The sequence below is a fragment of the Colwellia sp. BRX8-7 genome, assembly GCF_014077275.1.
Classification (GTDB): domain Bacteria; phylum Pseudomonadota; class Gammaproteobacteria; order Enterobacterales; family Alteromonadaceae; genus Colwellia_A.
Map to the genome: position 1 here is coordinate 37,222 of NZ_JACGVP010000007.1, position 20,693 is coordinate 57,914.

20 protein-coding genes are annotated in these 20,693 nt (G+C 37.5%); 7 read left to right on the forward strand and 13 right to left on the reverse strand.

All coding sequences use genetic code 11. The features are described 5' to 3' along the window. Positions 1–444 precede the first annotated feature (444 nt). The 11 genes from H4J57_RS08445 to H4J57_RS08495 all read right to left on the reverse strand — a co-directional run bounded on the left by H4J57_RS08445 (position 445) and on the right by H4J57_RS08495 (position 10,912). Positions 445–603, reverse strand: a complete 159-nt coding sequence (locus H4J57_RS08445; protein WP_182242510.1) for a hypothetical protein — start codon at positions 601–603, stop codon at positions 445–447. Positions 604–999: 396 nt separating this feature from the next. Further along, positions 1,000–1,221, reverse strand: a complete 222-nt coding sequence (gene nqrM, locus H4J57_RS08450) for a (Na+)-NQR maturation NqrM (RefSeq protein ID WP_070376020.1) — start codon at positions 1,219–1,221, stop codon at positions 1,000–1,002. A gap of 62 nt (positions 1,222–1,283) precedes the next feature. After that, on the reverse strand, positions 1,284–2,318 hold the full coding sequence (locus H4J57_RS08455; RefSeq protein WP_182222704.1) for an FAD:protein FMN transferase: 1,035 nt from the start codon (positions 2,316–2,318) through the stop codon (positions 1,284–1,286). Positions 2,319–2,549: 231 nt separating this feature from the next. Then, a complete protein-coding gene (gene nqrF, locus H4J57_RS08460; RefSeq protein ID WP_070376018.1) occupies positions 2,550–3,773 on the reverse strand; it encodes an NADH:ubiquinone reductase (Na(+)-transporting) subunit F in 1,224 nt (407 codons plus the stop codon). A 72-nt stretch (positions 3,774–3,845) separates the two neighbouring features. Further along, a complete protein-coding gene (nqrE, locus tag H4J57_RS08465) occupies positions 3,846–4,469 on the reverse strand; it encodes an NADH:ubiquinone reductase (Na(+)-transporting) subunit E (protein ID WP_182175777.1) in 624 nt (207 codons plus the stop codon). A 4-nt stretch (positions 4,470–4,473) separates the two neighbouring features. After that, on the reverse strand, positions 4,474–5,097 hold the full coding sequence (locus tag H4J57_RS08470) for an NADH:ubiquinone reductase (Na(+)-transporting) subunit D (RefSeq protein ID WP_146800034.1): 624 nt from the start codon (positions 5,095–5,097) through the stop codon (positions 4,474–4,476). Further along, a complete protein-coding gene (locus tag H4J57_RS08475) occupies positions 5,097–5,879 on the reverse strand; it encodes a Na(+)-translocating NADH-quinone reductase subunit C (protein WP_182242511.1) in 783 nt (260 codons plus the stop codon). The genes H4J57_RS08470 and H4J57_RS08475 overlap by 1 nt, the downstream gene beginning before the upstream one ends. Next, the gene (locus H4J57_RS08480; RefSeq protein ID WP_182217581.1) at positions 5,872–7,083 is read right to left on the reverse strand and encodes an NADH:ubiquinone reductase (Na(+)-transporting) subunit B; all 1,212 of its coding nucleotides are present in this window, start codon (positions 7,081–7,083) and stop codon (positions 5,872–5,874) included. The genes H4J57_RS08475 and H4J57_RS08480 overlap by 8 nt, the downstream gene beginning before the upstream one ends. Before the next feature lie 2 nt (positions 7,084–7,085). Beyond that, a complete protein-coding gene (locus tag H4J57_RS08485) occupies positions 7,086–8,423 on the reverse strand; it encodes a Na(+)-translocating NADH-quinone reductase subunit A (protein WP_182217580.1) in 1,338 nt (445 codons plus the stop codon). Positions 8,424–8,810: 387 nt separating this feature from the next. Further along, a complete protein-coding gene (gene fabV, locus H4J57_RS08490) occupies positions 8,811–10,001 on the reverse strand; it encodes an enoyl-ACP reductase FabV (RefSeq protein WP_182217578.1) in 1,191 nt (396 codons plus the stop codon). 587 nt (positions 10,002–10,588) lie between these two features. Continuing rightward, on the reverse strand, positions 10,589–10,912 hold the full coding sequence (locus H4J57_RS08495) for a BolA/IbaG family iron-sulfur metabolism protein (protein ID WP_182217577.1): 324 nt from the start codon (positions 10,910–10,912) through the stop codon (positions 10,589–10,591). A 253-nt stretch (positions 10,913–11,165) separates the two neighbouring features. Between H4J57_RS08495 and H4J57_RS08500 the strand changes: the two genes are divergently transcribed. The 6 genes from H4J57_RS08500 to H4J57_RS08525 all read left to right on the forward strand — a co-directional run bounded on the left by H4J57_RS08500 (position 11,166) and on the right by H4J57_RS08525 (position 15,690). Beyond that, on the forward strand, positions 11,166–12,317 hold the full coding sequence (locus H4J57_RS08500) for a methyltransferase (protein ID WP_182242512.1): 1,152 nt from the start codon (positions 11,166–11,168) through the stop codon (positions 12,315–12,317). A gap of 16 nt (positions 12,318–12,333) precedes the next feature. After that, on the forward strand, positions 12,334–12,930 hold the full coding sequence (locus tag H4J57_RS08505) for a YajG family lipoprotein (RefSeq protein WP_182217573.1): 597 nt from the start codon (positions 12,334–12,336) through the stop codon (positions 12,928–12,930). A gap of 33 nt (positions 12,931–12,963) precedes the next feature. Then, complete coding sequence (locus H4J57_RS08510) at positions 12,964–13,545, forward strand: peptidylprolyl isomerase (protein WP_182242513.1); 582 nt, start codon at positions 12,964–12,966, stop codon at positions 13,543–13,545. 260 nt (positions 13,546–13,805) lie between these two features. Next, positions 13,806–14,135 carry a hypothetical protein gene (locus tag H4J57_RS08515; RefSeq protein ID WP_182217569.1) on the forward strand — a complete coding sequence of 110 codons (330 nt, stop codon included), beginning with the start codon at positions 13,806–13,808 and terminating at the stop codon, positions 14,133–14,135. 110 nt (positions 14,136–14,245) lie between these two features. Beyond that, positions 14,246–15,520, forward strand: a complete 1,275-nt coding sequence (locus tag H4J57_RS08520) for an AmpG family muropeptide MFS transporter (protein ID WP_182217568.1) — start codon at positions 14,246–14,248, stop codon at positions 15,518–15,520. Continuing rightward, the gene (locus H4J57_RS08525) at positions 15,517–15,690 is read left to right on the forward strand and encodes a hypothetical protein (RefSeq protein WP_170246384.1); all 174 of its coding nucleotides are present in this window, start codon (positions 15,517–15,519) and stop codon (positions 15,688–15,690) included. Before H4J57_RS08520 ends, H4J57_RS08525 begins: the two co-directional genes overlap by 4 nt. 699 nt (positions 15,691–16,389) lie before the next feature. Here H4J57_RS08525 and H4J57_RS08530 read toward each other — a convergent pair. Beyond that, positions 16,390–16,938: a YkvA family protein gene (locus tag H4J57_RS08530; protein WP_182217566.1), complete on the reverse strand. Its 549-nt coding sequence runs from the start codon at positions 16,936–16,938 to the stop codon at positions 16,390–16,392. A 243-nt stretch (positions 16,939–17,181) separates the two neighbouring features. Here H4J57_RS08530 and H4J57_RS08535 point away from each other — a divergent pair, with 243 nt between their 5' ends. Further along, positions 17,182–18,486 carry a DUF3667 domain-containing protein gene (locus H4J57_RS08535; RefSeq protein ID WP_182242514.1) on the forward strand — a complete coding sequence of 435 codons (1,305 nt, stop codon included), beginning with the start codon at positions 17,182–17,184 and terminating at the stop codon, positions 18,484–18,486. Positions 18,487–19,117: 631 nt separating this feature from the next. Here the strand turns inward: H4J57_RS08535 and lysS are convergent. Next, positions 19,118–20,668 carry a lysine--tRNA ligase gene (gene lysS, locus H4J57_RS08540; protein WP_182242515.1) on the reverse strand — a complete coding sequence of 517 codons (1,551 nt, stop codon included), beginning with the start codon at positions 20,666–20,668 and terminating at the stop codon, positions 19,118–19,120. Positions 20,669–20,693: the final 25 nt, after the last annotated feature.

Genomic DNA, 20,693 nt, shown 5'->3' on the forward strand with positions numbered 1-20,693 from the left:
ATATGCAATGAATTGAAAGAAATAATCATTTACTTTCTATGTAGTAAATCTACTATAAATTAATTTGTAATGAAATAACATCAGTAAGAAATATCATTAAAAATAATGTGTTATCTAGATAATAGCTTATATAAAAATAATAAAGCAAAAATTATGCCCAGTAAGGGAAGTGGTTATGAAAAAATAAACTAACATCTATAAGTATAGTTAGTAGGATCCAGTGTATACGCGGGCTTGAACAGTAAATCAACGATTTAGGATACAAGAATAGAGGTGAATTTAATTTGGCTAGGTAAGCCGAACACAATAACAATTTTCCGTATTTATCACAAAAAATCGGCAAGAATTAAAAAGTACAAACATTTGACACTATCGCGCCTAGTAAGAGAAGACGATTTTTATCTAAGTCGCCTAATTCTATCCTATGATGATTAAGCGATGGTATTAAACAGTTCGCTGTAAATTTATAATAACAATAACGCGCATAGACACATCTGCGGACTTCAATGATTTACCACTTTTCAACAATCTTGCACTTAGTGTTACACCCATCATAATCGCGACTAAGTAATAACTAAGCACTTCTTTAAGACGTTTACACATGCTAGCTATCACCTAAATTACGCAGTGATTTAACCTATATAGTAATGCTCATCTAAGTTTATAGTTGAGTACTGCAAAAGCGCTCATCACCCCGGGTAACAATGACTTAGAAGATGAATATTCAGGTAAGCTTTGTCGATACTTGTAGTCGTTTATTAACTGCGCATACCTGCAAGTATGCTATCGAGCTTGTTAATCATATAATTTTTAATCGTAGGCGAAATGTAGCATTGGAGGGGATGGTAATTCTTATTATGAATAAGTTAAGTGTGGCTTAGCAAGTTATTGGTGTTGTAAATTAATAACCAATTTTATTAAAATCATTAGTGTTAAACAGTATCCACAGTTAGCAGATACTGATTATGTTTCTCAAGCTAAAATAAAAGTGTTACTCAGCTAGATAATTTTAATATCAATCATTTGCTCTTTAGCCGCAGCAATACGTTCGCGCTCTTGGCGTTTCTCACAAGGGTTATCGCAATTACACGACTTATCAATACCCACTGTCGCTAATCCGCCGCAACTGCCTGCTAATGACTTTTGTTGAAAGATATAGCCAACCGACATAGCAACAACAACTACAAGGAAAAAACCTAAAGTGATCATAAATATCATCATAAACTAACCTACTTATTTTCTTTATCTATTAAGATGAATAAACAGTAACTCGCTTTAACCAGTTACTTTAAATACTGCATGAATTTTACCGTGCTTTGCTCAACAAAGCCATGCTCTGTCTTAGCAATAATGTAAGCAGCTATACCATTTTTCTCGGCAAAGTCGATGGCTTTTACTTCACCCATAACCATCATCGCGGTAGACAGACCGTCTGCGGTCATAGAAGACGGATGAATGACCGTTACTGAGACTAACTTATGATTGATGGGTTTGCCCGTCGCTGGATCAATAATATGTGAAAAACGTTGACCATCTTTGGCTTGGTGATAATTACGGTAATCGCCTGATGTTGCCACTGCATTGTCTTTTGGAATGATCACTTGATAAACAGAGCGATGCTCACCACTTGCATCCTGAATAGGCTTCTCTATCGCGACATGCCAAAGTTCACCGGTGTGTTTAAAACCTTTTAAACGCATTTCTCCACCAATTTCTATTAGGTAATTATTAATGCCTTTTTCTTCTAAATATTCTGCGACTAAATCGACCCCATAACCTTTGGCAATGGTTGATAAATCAACATAAAGGCTAGGCGTTTTTTTAGAAAGTTTATTCCCGTCTAACACCAGCTTTGACAAACCTATTTGTTGGCGCGCTAACAGTAAATCCTCCGCCGTTGGTATAGTATTTGGACGATATTCTGGGCCAAATCCCCAAAGGTTGACTAAAGGCCCGACAGTAATATCAAGATTGCCTTCACTTAATTGCCCCAAGCGAATCGCTTCTTTAATAACGCGTTGTAACCCAACAGATATTGCAACAGGCGTAAGTGATGTCGATGTGTTAAATCGTGATAATTCAGAGTCAACGATATAGGTCGACATTTCTTGATTTAATTGCACCAATAGTGCATCAATGCCTGTATGGACTTGTTTAGTATCAATCGCATTATTCTCGATGACCACTTTAATATTATACGTAGTCCCCATAGTACGACCTTGCAACAAGACTTCTTGCTTACTTAAATCACTACTTGGAAAGCAACCGGCAAAAAACACCAGCATAAAACTGATCATCAATACTTTTACTTTAATCATTTTGATACCTATAAATTTATTATTTAGGTAAAACGTCTAGGGAAAACGTCTTATATAAATAATAAAAGACGACCAAAGTCGTCTTTTATTTGAAGCTTTCATTCATTGAGTAAATGTTTAATTTAAACCCTGTATATTGCCTTTAGTTCGAGAAGGCTGCGCGGAGTTGACGTTAGTCAATGAGCACAGCCGACGACGAAATAAAGCCAATAGGCAAGTTAAAATAAACGATTAGCCGCCGAAGTCATCTAGCATGATGTTCTCGTCTTCTACGCCTAAATCTTTAAGCATATGAATAACAGCAGCATTCATCATTGGAGGACCACACATGTAGTACTCACAATCTTCTGGTGCTTCATGATCTTTTAAGTAGTTTTCATAAAGTACATTATGAATAAAACCTGTCATGCCTTCCCAGTTATCTTCAGCTTGTGGGTCTGATAACGCAACATGCCATTTGAAGTTATCATTATCAGCGGCTAAACCATTGTAATCATCTTCATAGAACATTTCACGTTTAGAGCGAGCACCATACCAGAACGACATTTTACGTTTAGATTGTAAACGTTTAAGTTGATCAAAGATGTGCGAACGCATTGGCGCCATACCAGCACCACCACCGATAAACACCATTTCATTATCTGTTTCTTTAGCAAAAAACTCACCAAACGGACCAGAAATAGTGACTTTATCGCCAGGCTTAAGGCTAAATATATATGATGACATTTTACCTGCTGGTAAATGTAAACGTCCTGGAGGAGGCGTAGCAATACGCACGTTAAGCATAATAATGCCTTCTTCCTCTGGATAATTAGCCATTGAGTAAGCACGTAACGTTGGTTCATTAACTTTTGATTCAACATCAAAAAAGCCAAAATGGTTCCAATCGCCTTTGTACTGATCATCAATATCAAAATCACTATATTTCACATGATGAGCTGGAGCTTCTATCTGTATATAACCACCGGCTTTAAACGGAACAGATTCCCCATTGGGTATTTGAAGTTTAAGTTCTTTAATGAAAGTTGCTTGGTTATCATTAGAGATAACTTCACATTCCCATTGTTGAACACCGAAGATTTCATCTTCTACTTCAATAACCATGTCTTGCTTAACAGCAACCTGACAGGCTAAACGACAACCTGTTTTAGCTTCACGCTTAGTGATATGACCCGTTTCAGTTGGTAAAATATCGCCACCACCTGAATGTACGTCAACACGACATTGACCACAAGTACCACCACCACCACAAGCAGAAGGAATAAAAATCCCTTGATCTGCTAAAGCGCCAAGAAGCTTGCCACCAGCAGCGGTTACTACTGATTTATTTGGGTCACCATTTATACTAATTGTTACGTCACCTGAAGAGACTAACTTAGATTTAGCAAACAAAATAACTAAAACTAATGCTAGCACTATCGCGGTAAACATCGATATGCCGAGAATGATTTCCATCGACTTTTCCTTAAATTATCTAGGGCCTAAGTTCAAATTATTTTGGTAATAAGTGACTTAGACCGATATTTTTTAAAGTGAAATACCACCAAAAGAAAGAAAGCCAAAAGCCATCAATCCAGCGGAGATAAACGTGATACCTAAACCTTTCAAACCGTCTGGTACGTCAGAATATTTCATCTTTTCACGTATGGCAGCCAATAGTACAATAGCTAACATCCAACCAACACCAGAGCCAATGCCGTAAACAACACTTTCACCCAAAGTTAAGTTTTTCGCTACCATGAAAGAAACCGCACCAAAAATTGCACAGTTAACAGTGATTAAAGGTAAAAATATACCTAAGGCTTGATACAAAGCAGGAAAATATTTATCTAAAATCATTTCCAAAATTTGTACTAAAGCAGCAATAACACCGATAAAGGTAATAAATGATAAAAAGCTTAAATCAATTGAATCTTTCTGTTCAGTAATTCCCATCATGCTGTCTAAAGCACCTGGCGCTAAAATAGCTTGATAAATAATTTGGTTAGCTGGAACAGCTAAACCTAATACCACCACAACCGCAACACCCAGACCAATGGCTGTACTTACTTTCTTAGACACAGCTAAGAAAGTACACATACCCAAGAAGAAGCTTAACGCCATATTCTCAATAAATATGGTTTTAATAAAAATACTTAAATAATGTTCCATGGGGCTAATCCTTCTCTACTTGTTCTGGTTTCCACTGGCGTACAGCCCAGATGATTAAACCAATAATGAAGAATGAACTAAATGGTAAGACTAATAAGCCATTACCTTGGTACCAACCATCGTTTTGAACTAATTTAAACACTTCAATACCAAAGATCTCACCAAAACCAAATAATTCACGGAAAAAAGCAACAATCATCAAAACTGCGCCGTAACCTAAACCGTTACCAATACCATCTAAAAAGCTAACACCCGGCTTTTCTTTCATAGCAAAGGCCTCTGCACGGCCCATTACAATACAGTTAGTAATGATCAAACCAATGAAAACTGACAACTCTTTCGACAACTGATAAGAGAAGGCTTTTAATACTTGGTCAACCACAATTACTAATGACGCTATAATCGCCATTTGCACAATAATACGCACACTTGATGGAATATGATTACGCACAAGTGAGATAAAAAAGTTAGAAAAGCCAGTAACTAGCATTACCGCTATGGTCATAACCAAAGCGTTTGCCATTGAACTGGTTACCGCTAGAGCAGAACAAACACCTAGTACCTGTAAAGCGATAGGGTTGTTATCTACAATAGGTCCAAATAGTACTTTTTTAGTATCTGAAGACATTAGTTCATCTCTCCTTCGCTAGCAACACTGCGGTATTTAGTAATAAAAGGTCCATAACCTTGCTCACCTAACCAAAAATGTAAGGTGTTTTGCACGCCATTACTGGTTAATGTAGCGCCTGACAATGCGTCAACGCCGTGAACATCACCGGCTTTAGCACCACCTTTAATCACTTTAATAGCCACTTCATCGCTATCATTGTAAATTTTCTTACCTGGCCATAAAGCTTTCCACTTAGGGTTAAGTACTTCAGCGCCTAAACCCGGAGTTTCCTTTAAGTCAGAATAAATAAGACTACGAACGGTATTTAAATCTGGCGCTAAACCAATATAACCGTACATTAAGTCCCACAGCCCTGAACCAACAATAGGTAAAACTAAAGTATTTAGCTGACCTTGCTCGTTATTAACTAAGTAAACAACAGCGCGGTTAGCACGGCGATTAATACCTGCGGTATCGTTAGTAAGCTTTGAGCTTTTAGCAGCATTACGAGCGTCTGCACGTTCGTCAAATATATCGGTGTTACCTTCAATAATTTCCCCTGAATCTAGGTCAATCATTTTAGCAACAACATACTTGTTGTAAGTACCAACAATATCAGTACCTGCTTTTTCTAATAAGCCGGAAGCTTCAAGAATTTTAGTTTGCTTATCAAGTAGTTTATTAGCTTGTTGTAACGGTTTTAAGCTAATCGCAGCAACAGAGACTAACGCAGCACAAACCAGACAAACTAAAAACACAAAGCCGATTGTTTTAATTGGAGTTTCTTTATTACTAGACATTACGAGCGAGCCTCCGTTTGATATTCCCTTGAACAACAAAATAGTCGAAAAGAGGGGCGAATAAATTAGCGAATAAAATAGCTAACATAATTCCTTCAGGGTATGCCGGGTTAACTACACGTATGAGTACAACCATTACACCAACTAATGCACCAAACCAGTATTTACCCGTATTAGTAAAAGACATAGTGACAGGGTCAGTAGCCATAAACATCATACCAAAAGCAAAACCACCTGTGACTAAATGCCAGTACCATGGCATAGCAAACATTGCGTTAGTATCGCTACCAATACTGTTAAACAGTAATGAAGTGAACACCATTCCGGCGAAAACACTTAAAACAATACGCCACGAAGCAATACCTTTATACAGAATGTATGCACCACCTAGGAAAATAGCAGCTGTTGATACTTCACCCATAGAACCTGGGATAAAGCCCAAGAATGCATTCCACCAGTTAGTATTGATTGCAAAATCAACCGATCCTGGAATGGCTGCTGCTGCTGCACTTAATGGTGTCGCACCTGAGTAACCATCAATAGCAACCCAAACAGCATCACCTGATAATTCACCTGGATAAGCAAAAAACAGAAATGCACGACCCGCTAGCGCAGGGTTCAAGAAGTTTTTACCTGTACCACCAAAGATTTCTTTAGCAATAACAATACCGAAAGTAATACCAATAGCAACTTGCCATAATGGAATTGTTGCAGGTAAGATCAAGGCAAACAAGATTGAACTAACAAAGAAACCTTCGTTAACTTCATGCTTGCGTACTGAAGCAAAGAGAACTTCCCAAAAGCCACCAACAATAAAGGTAGTCGCATAAATAGGTAAGAAGAACATTGCTCCATAAAGCATCATACCGAAGACACTCGAGTCAGCAGATAAGCTACCTCCAAGGAATTCGAACAAGCCTACTTGCCAAGTATCAGGTAAAGCATAACCAGCAGCTAAAGCATCAGCTGCTTGAAAACCAATGTTGTACATACCAAAAAACATAGCAGGAAAAACAGCTAACCATACCGTTATCATGATGCGTTTTAAGTCAATGCTGTCACGAACGTGAGTAGCACCTTTGTTCACTTGACCAGGAGTAAATAAACCGGTGGCTACAGCTTCATACAAAGCGTACCACGTTTCTAGCTTACCGCCTTTTTCAAATTGCGGTTCAATATCTTCAATAAACTTTTTCAAGCCCATGTCTAACCTTCCTTCTCTATTGTGGTTAGGCATTCACGAAGAATAACGCCGTAATCTGTTTTGCCAGGGCAAACAAATGTACATAAGGCTAAATCTTCTTCATCAAGCTCTAAAGCACCAAGTTGCTGCGCGCTGTCGGTATCACCGGCACATAAATCACGCAATAACATTGTTGGGAGAATATCTAATGGCATCACACGTTCAAAGTTACCAATTGGCACCATGGCACGAGGACTACCGTTAGTTGTAGTGGTCATATTGAATAATTTCTTTGGGAAGAAATGAGACATATATGCACGTGTTACCGAGAATTTATTAGGTCCAGGATACATGTAACCAATAAACTCTTTTTCGCGACCTTCTAAAATCAACGAAATTTGCACATGGTAGCGACCTAAATAAGCGTGAACACCTTTTGCTTTTGCTCCTGAAAGTAAAGAGCCCGATATAATACGTAATTCACCGTCGGCAAATTCACCAGCGATTAATTCGTCAGTATTTGCACCTAAAATAGTACGCACTAAACGAGGGTTTTTAGCAGCAGGACCAGCAAGTGAAATAATACGGGTGTTATTTAACTCACCAGTAGTAAATAACTGTCCAAAAGCAATCACGTCTTGATAGCCTAAGTTCCACGAAGACTTCTCTGCACTAACCGGCTTTAAAAAGTGCATGTGTGTGCCAACTAATCCAGCAGGATGTTTTCCTGCAAATTCGTTAACTTGCACATTAGCTTCGACGGGAATATTAGCACCCGGCGCTTTACTAACAAACACTTCACCACTCGTTAGACGAGTAAGTATTGTTAAGCCATTTTTAAAGGCTTCACTTTGTTCATTAATAATCACTTCAGGGTTAGCGGCTAGCGGATTAGTATCCATTGCACTAACAAAAATGGCGGTTGGCGTTGAATCAACGGCAGGAACTTTACTAAATGGACGTGTACGCAATGCTGTCCACAAACCTGAATTAACAAGGTTATCAACAACATCTTGACGTTTTATTGAGTTAAGTTCATTCGCTGTGTATGAAGGAAATGTAATTTGCTCATCGCCGTCAATTTTAATAACGACTGATTGCAAAACACGTTTTTCACCACGGTTGATTTCTTTAACAACACCGGCAGCATGAGCTGTGAATTTAACGCCAGGGTTCTTTTTATCTTCAAAAAGAATCTGACCTTTTTTAACACGATCATCCACTTTAACAAACATGGTTGGTCGCATACCCACAAACTCTTCACCTAATGCTGCAACGGTTTTGATGGCGTTGCCATCATGGATTACCTGCTGGGGAGAACCAACGACAGGAACATCCAGACCTTTTTTTATTGTAATCATAAACACATGCACTACTTTTGATGGGAGTATCAAAACCAATCATCTACTTACCTAAACAAACTATTTTACGATGACTTGTAATCAATATTATTTAGGTAAAGCAAATTATCGATTTCAGTGTATTTCAGTAAGTACTTCTTTCTTGGCAACAAAGGAAGTTGCTTTAGAATAAAAAAGACCCACTGGCTCTAAGTTAAAATTTCTAGCGCGATTTTAACACAAAAACTCTAAGGCTATCTACGATCTCAGTTACTTAAATTACAAATTAGTTGAATATTATTGATTTCGCTCATTTATCAGCCAAAAATTTTGTCAGACCTAAAAAAACCGACATTTTATGTCGGCTTTTTATTATTGATGCTAATCGTAAATAATGAAAGTTAATCGTTATAAAAGATGCTTAATTTCTGCCATTGTATCGACATCAGCTTCGTAATCAACACCTGCAACACTAAAGCCAAATAACTTTAAAAACTCTTGATGATAGCCAACATAGTCAGTTAACTCATCAATATTATCAGAATCAACGGTATTCCAAATGTCTGTCACGCGTTTTTGAACGCTATCTTCAAGCTCTTTATGATTTTGACGGTAACGATTTTTATCATCTAAGCGAGGTGTTTCACTGTAGATGTTATCAACAAATAGGTTCTGAATTTGTTCGATACACCCTTCATAAGTGCCATCTGCCTTCATCACCTTAAACATTGCTGAAATATAAAGTGGCATGATAGGTATTGCTGAACTCGCCTGCGTAACGACCGCATTTAATGAGGTAACATGGGCTTCGCCCTTAAGGTTAGCAGTAGCTTTGTTAATTGCCGATGCAGCACGGTCTAAATCTTCTTTCGCTTTACCTATGGTCGCTTTTCCGTATATTGGCCAAGTTAATTCTTTACCAATATAGGTATAAGCTACTGATTTAAATCCTTCTGAAAGAACGCCAGCCTCATTCAATGCCTTAATCCATAGTTCCCAGTCAGCGCCTCCCATTACATCAATGGTACCTTGTATCTCAGCTTCATTTGCTGCTTCAACAGAAATTTCATCAATAACACGCTTTGAGGTGTTTAGGTTTTTAGTGGTTACACTTTGACCAATAGGTTTAAGCGTCGATGAATAAACTTCACCGGTATCTGGATCAGTTCGACGAGGCGAAGCAAGTGAGTAAACGATTAGATCAATTTCACCTAATTCAGCTTTAATGGTTTCAATAGCCTTTGCTTTAATTTCATGTGAAAACGCATCACCATTAATATTTTTAGACCAAAGCCCCTCTTGTTCAGCAGCCTTTTGAAACGCCGAAGTATTGTACCAACCTGCACTGGCTGTTTTCTTTTCAGTGGGCGGTTTCTCAAAGAAAATACCTAATGTTTTAGCATTATTACCAAATGCGGCGGTTATACGTGACGATAAGCCATAACCAGTAGATGAACCAATAACCAAAACATTTTTTGGCTTGGCATTAGCCTGTTGATGAGATTTTACATAAGAAATCTGCTCATTGACATGAGCTTCACAGCCCGCTGGGTGTGCATTTGTACAAATAAAACCACGAATTTTAGGTTTAATAACCATAAGAAGACCTTTTAATTAATACTATTTTTATCGCCAAACGACTCGGCAATTTAGTAATTATTCAATATTTATTGCGACATAAATTTAAAAATTGTCGCATAGTTTACGCTACTAAAAAGAATACGAGGTATGACCAGTAAACATTTACCTCAAAATAAAGGATTAAAGCCGCTAGCTATTTTAATAAAAAACATCTGCCTAAACACGGCCATCAGCTTTTAACGTATAAACAGCGCCTAACATAATGACCCTAGCATGGAAGTACAATGCAAAATCTTGTACCGCATCCCAGCAACATTAAAGTTAAATCGCAACACCACAATGAGCAAAGTAAATCACACCATCAGTCATAATAATCCTGAAATGATTGTTTCGAGTTATCGGTGACCCATCAATAACCTTGTTAGCTAAATTAACCCATTAAGTGACATAGCTGTTGCCAAATATTATTCATTTTACATAGATAATGATAAGAGTAAATAACAGGTATTTCACGAAAAGTGAATACAATTATGAGGGTAGAATAAATTAGGGGTAAAATTACGAATCATGGTTAGCTAGCGTTTTACCCAATTTATTTGCAAAAGTTACGCTGTTTTTTTACCACCACCTAAGCATTTAGGCGACAAAGGGGTATTATCTGCATAATACTTGTCCCACTCATCTTTGGTATAAGTATGAAGCGCTAACGCATGTATTTTTTCGGCAAGCTCTGTTGAAAGTAACGAATTAATGGCTCGGTGACGTTTAATTAAGCGCTCTCCGATAAAGTCGTCGGTAACAATAATCACTTTAAAATGAGATTCACTGCCCGGTGCAACATTATGCTGATGGCTTTCATTAATAACATCGAGATGTATTGGAGAAAATGCGGAAAGAAGTTTTTGTTCTATTACAGCTTCAATGGTCATTATTAAATCCCTGATGTGTTTTTCTGTAGTGGAGTAATTTTAGTTTGTTACAGACAATATGCCATCAGTCTGGATGGCTATAGTCGTTTCATTGGCATTAATGGTGAGTAAACAGTTGCCATTATTGATAAAAAAAAATTCATTTATTTATAAAATAGTTTTTAAGCGCCCAAGGCAACTATCACTGGCTCAATTCCCTATATTTTGTCACAATAGCTGACATTCTTCTAGGTGAAAATCGAACCTCTTTATTATGATCAGCCCTTTTATTGTTAACGCAGATGGCGTTTATGACAAGAACCTTTTTTTAGATCGCTACCCCGTTGGTCAAGTTAACCGTGCACTAGTTGCTTGGGATTCAGCCGACGAGTATTTAATTAATTATGTTAATGAGCAAAGTTTAGCGGATAGCCAGCACAACTTACTAATTTTCAATGATAGCTTTGGCGCTATTACTGCTAACTTTACTCAGTCAAATGTGACTACGGTTTCCGATTCTTGGATAAGCCACCAAGGGTTAAAATATAATATTGAGCAAAACGGTTTGTCGCTTGACAATATTAGCCAAATAACAAGTTTGGATGACCTACCCGATAATATTACCGTGGTGTTGTACAAGATACCTAAAAGTAAGTCATTAATGATCGATCAACTTTTATCGATTAAAGCTAAATATAATCAAGAACTTATTTTTATTGCTAGCGATAAAGCCAAAGATATCCATAGCTCGACGTTAAAATTATTTGAAAAATATTTAGGGACAACAAAAACGTCTTTAGCGGTAAAGAAAGCACGTTTAGTATTCTCTCAACTTGATAACCAGCAAGTTTTATCTTCACCTTTTCCAACAGTTTGGCCGTTAGAAGATAGCGCTTTTATTATCAGTAATCATTCAGGGGTTTATGCTCGTGAAAAACTTGATATTGGTGCTCGCCACTTTATTAAGCACCTTCCTGAAGTCAAAGCAGGTAGTCGTGTTATTGACTTAGGCTGCGGCAATGGTGTGATTGGTTTAGCCGTACTGGCAGAGCAACCCCAGGCATTAGTTACTTTTGTTGATGAATCTTATATGGCTGTTGATTCTGCAAAGACTAATATCAGTAAAAACTTACCAGAGCAACTCGAACAGTGTCAGTTCATGATAAATGACTGCTTAGCCGACATGGAGCCTAATAGTGTTGATTTGATTTTGTGTAACCCTCCTTTTCACCAGCAAAATGCAACCACAGACCATATCGCTTGGCAGATGTTTCGCGATAGCCATAGAGCATTAAAGAACGGTGGTGAGTTACGCATTATTGGTAATCGGCAACTCGGATACCATATTAAACTTAAACGACTTTTTGGTAATGAAAAACTCATTGCCAGCAATGATAAATTTGTCACGCTTTCATCAATAAAATAATGGAGTTAATCAGATCATGAAAAATATATTCATTAACAATAAAATTAAAACATTAGCCGCAACAACTTTACTGCTTGTACTGACGGCTTGTGCCAACAAACCCACTTACGTAGTTATTGCTCCAGATTTAAGCATAAATAATGGTGCATCTAGCCAAAGTGCTTATCAAAATAAACAAGCGAGTTTAACGGTCACTGATTTGCGAAGTGCCCAGCATGTTGTGCAAGTATTAAGAAAAGATGAAGCAGCAGAGGTTTATTCTAGTCAGCAACCATTAAACCGTATTGTTGAGGAAGCGTTAGCCGCTGAATTTAAAAAACAGGGCTTAGACATTAACGCTCAAGCGGGTAATGCAATTGAAATAATTATTGATAATGGCTTGAGCAGCGTGCAACAAGAAATGATGAAATATCAAGTTAACAATGAACTTGTGATCCGCGTAACTGTTAACAATGGCTCACAAACGTTGAGCAACACCTTTAAAGTTCGCGGAACTAGTGAAGGCCCATTGGGCGCAGATATTGCGGTATTAGAGCGAGACTTTAGTCAACAACTTACTCAGTTATTATCTCAAGTTATTAATAATATTGAAATTCAGCGTTTTATAAAGTAATTTTTAACAGCTCCTTTAAAAGAAGAAATGATAATGAAAGGTTTATTTTTTTTACTTATATTTTTATCTGGCACTGTATCAGCGAATAATATTGCCATTGATCCTAATAACTTATTTCCAAAAGTGAAATTAGAAACATCAAAAGGAGTCATCATTGTTGAATTAGACCGCATTCGTGCGCCATTAACTGTTGATAATTTTTTAATGTATGTGGTTAAAGGTGAATACAACAATACGATTTTTCATCGTATTGTCTCAGACTTTATCGTACAAGGCGGTGGCTATGATGAGGACTTCAATTTTAAAAAAGTCACTGAAAATATTGTTAATGAATCAGGTAATGGTTTAAAAAATGAACGTGGCACTATTGCTATGGCAAAAGAAAATCGCCCACACACCGCAAATCGTCAATTCTTTTTTAATATGGCTGACAATAAAAGTTTAGATCCAGGCCGTCGCTGGGGATATACCGTATTTGGCGCCATTATTGAAGGTCAGGCAGTTGTTGATGCTATGAATTTAGCTAAAACACACTATAGCGATGCGATGGGCTGGGACGATGTGCCCGTAGAACCTATTACCTTAATTAAAGCCACTTTATTACCAGAAGAATAAATTTATCCAATAAAATTTCAGCTGTAAATTATAGTCAGGAGGCAATATTTCTGACTATAATAATGCCATAATAAACATTCTTTTTTGTACGTTCTTACAATTAAATGAAAATTAAATTGCCTACACCTTTGACAAACTGTTTTTAATCTACGATATATAAGGTAGTAAATAAACAATAACAACTATTTTCACCATTTCAATAAAGTGGTAGCTACTTTCCTACTCGAATGATTTAAATACGAAAGTGAACTGAGGGTGCCATGATAATTGAGCCGTTTATCAACGAAAAAACACAACAAATAGCTTACTATATTAAAGCTGTGATTAACCAATCATTGCATTATACCGAACTCGACACATTCATCCTTGATACCATGGAGGAATGGACATTGCTCAAGGTAAATGATGAAATGCCGAGTAGTGCAAAAGAGCGCGTTTTTTGGCACTTAGTCCATGAGATGAGTTTACATGGAGCACAATCACTGAGCCATGACTTGTATTTTAAAAGTGAAATAACGACCTGTTTAGATTTCTTCACAGGTACTGGCAGTTATCCTATTGACTGTATTGGCTGGCGTCCGTTACCTTAGGCTAACGTTAGTAAAATCCTCGACACTTGCTCACAGAACTCAAGAATAAACTTCTGTTTTCAATAACATTTTGATAGCCTATGCCTACTAAGATTTTTGTAGGCAATTGCATGACCACTCAACAAACATTCAAAGAAGCTATTCTCAATAAAAGAATGTTGATTTGTATCTTCACCGGATTCACTTCGGGCTTGCCGTTATTTATTTTATATCAACTGGTACCTGGTTGGTTAAGATCAGAAGGAGTAAGTCTAGTTGAGATAGGTTTATTCTCATTAATTGGCATTCCTTATGTTTGGAAGTTTATTTGGTCTCCATTGATGGACAGGTATTCTTTTCCGATGCTAGGTCGACGTCGAAGCTGGATGTTCGCTACGCAAGTTTTATTACTCTTCTCAATCGCTGGTTTTGGTTTTATAGACCCTACTATAAATATTTGGTCTGTCGCTTATCTAGCCGCTGCTGTTGCTTTTTTTAGTGCAAGCCAAGATATTGTTCTTGATGCTTATCGCAGGGAGTTATTGCAAGAACACGAACTGGGCTTAGGTAATTCTATCCATGTACAGGCTTACCGTCTATCTGGCTTAGTGCCGGGCTCGTTAGCTTTTATATTGGCTGACCATATCAGCTGGCAGTCAGTTTTTCTTATTGTTGCTGCGTTTATGCTCATCGGTATTTTACTGACCTTATGTATTAAAGAGAGTAAAAGCGAACATCTTGCTCCTAAAACATTACATGATGCTGTTGTATTGCCTTTTAGAGATTTTATTTCACGAAAAGGTTTTAAAAGTGCCTTACAAATTCTCATTTTTTTATTTTTATACAAATTAGGCGACAGTATGGCTACAGCCCTGCAAACTCCCTTTTTTATAGACTTAGGCTTTACTAAAACAGAAATTGGTGTGGTTGCTAAAACAGCGTCGCTTATTGCGATGACTATCGGGCTTGCTGTTGGCGGCATTGTAATGATAAAGCTCAGTATAAATAAGGCATTATGGTTGTTTGGCTTTGTGCAAATCATCAGCATATTAGGCTTTGCCGCTTTAGCAGAAATAGGTCATAATACTTACGCTCTAGCTTTTGCGATGGGCTTTGAATACTTAGGTGTTGGTTTAGGTACTGCTGCATTTACTGCCTTTATAGCAAGAACAACCAACCCCGCTTTTGCTGCAACGCAATTTGCACTCTTTACGGCGCTAACCGCTTTGCCTCGGACCTTTGCCAATGCAACAACTGGCCTTATTGTAGAGCAAATAGGTTGGACATCGTTCTACTTTCTTTGTACTTTCCTCGCGATCCCAGGAATGCTTATGTTATTTAAAGTTGCTCCTTGGAGCGAAAAAGTCCCTTTCGAAACAAAAAATAAAACCGAGGAATTAATATGATTAAACTGTTCTTTCTACTCCCTATTATCATGTGCCTTTTTTGGTGGCGATATCTAGATGCTAAAGGCTTTAGTGTAAAAGAAGGTGTGAAAGGTTTTGCTTATATTATTGCTTTAAATACCGTACTCATTGGATTTTTAGTGGTAATGATATACGTTACTCACGGATGACGACTGCTGATATCCTGATACCAAATCCATCGTTATGAGACCACCTCAGTCAACCAGATACCGCCTCAGTCATCCTAATAACACCTCTGTCATCCTGATAACAACTCCGTCATCCTGATACCACATCCGTCATCCTGATACCACATCCGTCATCCTGAACTTGTTTCAGGATCTCGTCGTTGACCACACAAAAAGCAGATACTGAAATAAATTCAGCATGACGGCAAAGGGATAAACCTCAGTCATTCTGATAACACCTCCGTTGTCCTTCATCCTGATACCACACCCGTCATCCTGAACTTGTTTCAGGATCTCATCGTTGACAACACAAAAGCAGATACTGAAATAAATTCAGTATGACGGTAAAGGGATAAGCCTCAGTCATTCTGATACCCCCTCCTTCATCCTGATACCACATCCGTCATCCTGAACTTGTTTCAGGATCTCGTCGTTAACAACACAAAAAGCAGATACTGAAATAAATTCAGCATGACGGTAAAGGGATAAGCCTCAGTCATTCTGATAACACCTCAGTCATTCTGATAACACCTCCGTCATCCTTATGACGTGTCCGTCGTCATCCTGATACCACATCCGTTATCCTGAACTTGTTTCAGGATCTCCTCATAAAAAACACATAAAAAAAGCTTACTCAAAAAATGAGTAAGCTTTTAGAATTCAATGTTTTTAAAGTAGTGTTTAAAAAACTGAACGAAATGATGAGCGACCGCTACGACGAGTAGAGCGTCGGTTTCTCATACGACTATGAAGTTCGCGACGTTTAGAATCTAGCCACTCTTCACGAGTCACTGTAGCATCACCACTACGACCTTCTTCTCGGCTACGATAAGCACAAAACTCTAGAAACGCTTCAATATCGTCTTTCAGTTCTTCGGCAACTAATTCAATCATGATAGCGTCGTCTAAAAAGCCTAATACAGGAATATGGTCAGGTACTAAATCTTCTGGATCACTAAAATAAGCCAATGCACTTAGCACATCACTGCGCTCTTCTGCTGGAATTTTCCATTCAGAGTCTTCTATCATCGCCACTAAAGTTTCTAGTTTTTTAATGCGCTCGCTGACAAATTCTGGAACACTTCCTTTAATATCTTGGCTAATACTCTTAGCGTTACTTAAAATAACTGCTTCACTAAGTTTTGCAGCTCCTGATTGTGCTTTACGCATTACATCACGGAAGTGGTCTAAGTCTGACTCTGTTAATTCAAATTTAACTTCAAACGCCATTATAATTCTCCTGTATTTGGCTTTTCTATTACTACACTTTGTTTATTATTTACTTTTTTGCATAATAGTAAACATAGTACATTCAACCCTATTTTTCTTATTAGAGTAAATTTAGCAGATAGTTATACAAACAGCACGCAGTTAACTCAATTAATTTGTAAATATTTATAACTTTTCATTCACACTTTTATAAACATAATGCTATGATTTTGTTCTATTGTTTGTATTTATTCTGAAACTTTTATGCAAAATACCGAGTTAGTTAAAAAAAATAGTGATCTTGATATCACGCCATCAGTCTCTGAACAGCCTGATACCATGAGAAGTTCAGCAAATAACAATTGTGATAATTGTCATCAGCCACTCAACGGTCCTTTTTGTGGTCAGTGTGGTCAACATGCAGAATCAACATTGAAATATTTTTGGGTGGTGATATTACACCTTCTTGATGATATTTTTAGTTTTGATTCTCGTGCCGCCCGAACTATATTGCCATTAGTTGCTCGTCCTGGTTTTTTAACTAATGAGTATATTGCGGGAAAACGCGTGCATTACGTGCCTCCGCTGCGTCTGTACCTTTTTGTGAGTATTGTCTTTTTTATTACCTTAAAATTTTTTGTGCTCTCAGACAGTAATACTCTTCTCGCGGTAAGCGACAATCAGACATCAATCACTCAAATCAAAGATCAGCTTGTTTTACTTGAAAAAAACAAGCTTAAAGCCATTGATGGCTCACCAGATAATACCGTTGATTTGTCAGAAACAACAAAAAGTATCGCAAAATTTGAAACCTATTTAACCGATATTAATAAAGATTACAGTATTGAAAAAAATAAACGGTTAATTGATATGACCAAAACACTTGTCGATTTAGAATTAAGACAATTTAAAGATGGACAAGCACTTAGCGGGAATAAAAAAGAACGTTATGATTTATTAACCTCAAATATTGCAAAATTTAAAAATGGTGAGGAACTAGATAATGTAGAAAAAACTTCTACGACCATAGGCAATAATGCCGATGGTACCTTGTCTTTTGATTTTTTAAGTGACGAGAATAATAAAAGCCTTAATGTGTTTACAAAGTCTTTGATCAAGAAAGCAGAAAATGCCTTCCGCTCTGATGCAACGCCACTAGTGCAAGAAGTTATTGGAAAATTACCGCAATTAATGTTTGTTTTACTACCTCTTTTTGCTGTTTTATTAAAAATAATGTTTATATTTTCCAAACGACTGTATATGGAACATTTAACGGTTGCCTTGCACAGCCATAGTTTTATTTTCTTTACTATATTGTTGGTAGAGTTACTAGATGTGTTTGCTGGCTATAGTGAAACAGTCCTCCCTGTACTTACTGGCTCGATTGAATTTGCCAGTAAAGCCTTATTAATTTGGATCCCGATATATTTATTTATCATGCAAAAGCGCGTCTATAAACAGGGTTATTTTTTGACCTTTATCAAATATTCGTTTATCGGCACCGCCTATATGATACTTATTGGCTTCACAGGTGTAATTGCCTTCGTTTGGGGCTTAACAGATATTTAACTAACAGTTTCAGTTACCCTGCCCTGATATAAGCCCGTTATGCTGATCTGGATTCCGTCAACCAGATACCGTATCCGTCGTCATCCTGATATCACCTCCGTCATCCTGAAAACTCACCCGTCATCCTGAACTTGTTTCAGGATCTCGTCGTTAACAACACAAAAACAGATACTGAAATAAATTCAGCATGACGATAAAGGGATAAGCATCCGTCATCCTGAACTTGTTTCAGGATCTCGTCGTTAACAACACAAAAAGCAGATACTGAAATAAATTCAGCATGACGGTAAAGGGATAACTAGACACTGTTAGTCTGAACCCTGGCTATTATTTTGATTCTAACTTCATCATCCTAAAACCATCTCCGTCATCCTGATACCACCTCCGTCATCCTGAACTTGTTTCAGGATCTCGTCGTTAACAACACAAAAGCAGATACTGAAATAAATTCAGCATGACGGTAAAGGGATAACTAGACAAAGTTCAACTAAGCGCAACCTGGTATTTTGATATTAGCTTCATCAACCAGATAACACCTTCGTTCTTTCTAAACAGAAAAGCCGGATAAGTGATTAACTTATCCGGCTTTTATAAATTTAAAGAACGCTTCTAAAAGCGTTCTTTATAAAGGTTACTCAGCTAAAGGACGCATATGAGGGAACAAAATAACATCTTTGATCGTTGGTGAGTCAGTAAACAACATCACTAAACGGTCAATACCAATACCTTCACCCGCAGTTGGCGGTAAACCATATTCAAGCGCTTGAATATAGTCTTCATCATAATGCATCGCTTCATCGTCACCAGCATCTTTGCCTTCAACTTGGTTACGGAAACGTGCTGCTTGGTCTTCTGCGTCATTAAGCTCAGAGAAACCATTCGCTAATTCACGTCCACCAACGAAAAATTCAAAACGGTCAGTAATAAATGGGTTGTCATCATTACGACGTGCTAATGGTGAAACTTCCCAAGGGTACTCTGTAATGAAAGTAGGTTGATCAAGCATATGCTCAGCAACTTCTTCAAATATTTCACAAATGTATTTACCTGGGCCCCATACTTTTGATGCTTCAGTTTCTTTAACACCAACAGTTTTGGCCATAGTTTTAAGTGCGTCGAAGTTTGCTTCTGGATTACGTAAAATGTTTTCGTCTAGGTCGTTACCGTATAATAAAATAGCATCAACCATAGATAAGCGCGTAAACGATTTTCCAAAGTCATAAAATTTCTCTTCCACGACTTCGCCATCACTATTTTTAACTGTGTTACGAATAACAGAGCTACCTAGTACGTTTTCAGCAAGAGTACGTAACATATCTTCAGTGATATTCATTAAATCAATGTAATCGGCATAAGCTTGATAGAATTCAATCATAGTGAATTCTGGGTTATGACGTGAAGATAAGCCTTCGTTACGGAAGTTACGGTTAATTTCAAATACTTTTTCAAAACCACCAACGACTAAGCGCTTCAAATAAAGCTCAGGGGCAATACGCATATACATTTGAATGTCTAAGGCATTATGAAAAGTTTCAAAAGGTTTAGCCGTTGCGCCACCGGGAATAGTTTGTAGCATTGGCGTTTCAACTTCCATAAAACCACGAACAGTTAAAAACTGACGAATACCTTCAACAATTTTTGAACGTATAAGGAAAGTATTACGCGTTTCTTCATTGATGATTAAATCAACATAGCGTTGACGATACTTAGTTTCAACATCAGATAAACCGTGGAATTTTTCAGGTAACGGACGCAATGACTTAGTGAGTAATTGATATTCGTCCATATTGACATATAAATCGCCTTTACCAGACATATGCATAGTGCCGGTAACACCGATAATATCGCCGATATCTAAAGTGCCCCAACGCTCTTTAATATCTTTTTGCACTGTTTTATGTGCATAAGCTTGGATGCGACCAGACATATCTTGTAGTACCAAAAATGGCCCACGCTTAGCCATAACTCGACCAGCAATACTATAGGTTGCGGTTTCAGCTTCAAGTGTTTCTTTATCTTTCTCACCATGCTCAGCTTGTAAATCAGCAGCGTAGTGTTTTCGGTCAAACTTGTTTGGGTGGCCATTAGCCGGACAGTTTTCACGAATTTTCGCTAATTTACCGCGACGTTCGGCGATTAATTTGTTTTCATCTTGCTGATTTACTTGTGCTTGGTCGGTCATTTTTTTTCTCGTTAACTTTTTAAGT

Coding starts and splice junctions, on each gene's coding strand:
- H4J57_RS08445 (WP_182242510.1), bottom strand. CDS start 603: ATGTGTAAACGTCTTAAAGAAGTGCTTAGTTATTACTTAGTCGCGATT.
- nqrM (WP_070376020.1), bottom strand. CDS start 1,221: ATGATGATATTTATGATCACTTTAGGTTTTTTCCTTGTAGTTGTTGTT.
- H4J57_RS08455 (WP_182222704.1), bottom strand. CDS start 2,318: ATGATTAAAGTAAAAGTATTGATGATCAGTTTTATGCTGGTGTTTTTT.
- nqrF (WP_070376018.1), bottom strand. CDS start 3,773: ATGGAAATCATTCTCGGCATATCGATGTTTACCGCGATAGTGCTAGCA.
- nqrE (WP_182175777.1), bottom strand. CDS start 4,469: ATGGAACATTATTTAAGTATTTTTATTAAAACCATATTTATTGAGAAT.
- H4J57_RS08470 (WP_146800034.1), bottom strand. CDS start 5,097: ATGTCTTCAGATACTAAAAAAGTACTATTTGGACCTATTGTAGATAAC.
- H4J57_RS08475 (WP_182242511.1), bottom strand. CDS start 5,879: ATGTCTAGTAATAAAGAAACTCCAATTAAAACAATCGGCTTTGTGTTT.
- H4J57_RS08480 (WP_182217581.1), bottom strand. CDS start 7,083: ATGGGCTTGAAAAAGTTTATTGAAGATATTGAACCGCAATTTGAAAAA.
- H4J57_RS08485 (WP_182217580.1), bottom strand. CDS start 8,423: ATGATTACAATAAAAAAAGGTCTGGATGTTCCTGTCGTTGGTTCTCCC.
- fabV (WP_182217578.1), bottom strand. CDS start 10,001: ATGGTTATTAAACCTAAAATTCGTGGTTTTATTTGTACAAATGCACAC.
- H4J57_RS08495 (WP_182217577.1), bottom strand. CDS start 10,912: ATGACCATTGAAGCTGTAATAGAACAAAAACTTCTTTCCGCATTTTCT.
- H4J57_RS08500 (WP_182242512.1), top strand. CDS start 11,166: ATGATCAGCCCTTTTATTGTTAACGCAGATGGCGTTTATGACAAGAAC.
- H4J57_RS08505 (WP_182217573.1), top strand. CDS start 12,334: ATGAAAAATATATTCATTAACAATAAAATTAAAACATTAGCCGCAACA.
- H4J57_RS08510 (WP_182242513.1), top strand. CDS start 12,964: ATGAAAGGTTTATTTTTTTTACTTATATTTTTATCTGGCACTGTATCA.
- H4J57_RS08515 (WP_182217569.1), top strand. CDS start 13,806: ATGATAATTGAGCCGTTTATCAACGAAAAAACACAACAAATAGCTTAC.
- H4J57_RS08520 (WP_182217568.1), top strand. CDS start 14,246: ATGACCACTCAACAAACATTCAAAGAAGCTATTCTCAATAAAAGAATG.
- H4J57_RS08525 (WP_170246384.1), top strand. CDS start 15,517: ATGATTAAACTGTTCTTTCTACTCCCTATTATCATGTGCCTTTTTTGG.
- H4J57_RS08530 (WP_182217566.1), bottom strand. CDS start 16,938: ATGGCGTTTGAAGTTAAATTTGAATTAACAGAGTCAGACTTAGACCAC.
- H4J57_RS08535 (WP_182242514.1), top strand. CDS start 17,182: ATGCAAAATACCGAGTTAGTTAAAAAAAATAGTGATCTTGATATCACG.
- lysS (WP_182242515.1), bottom strand. CDS start 20,668: ATGACCGACCAAGCACAAGTAAATCAGCAAGATGAAAACAAATTAATC.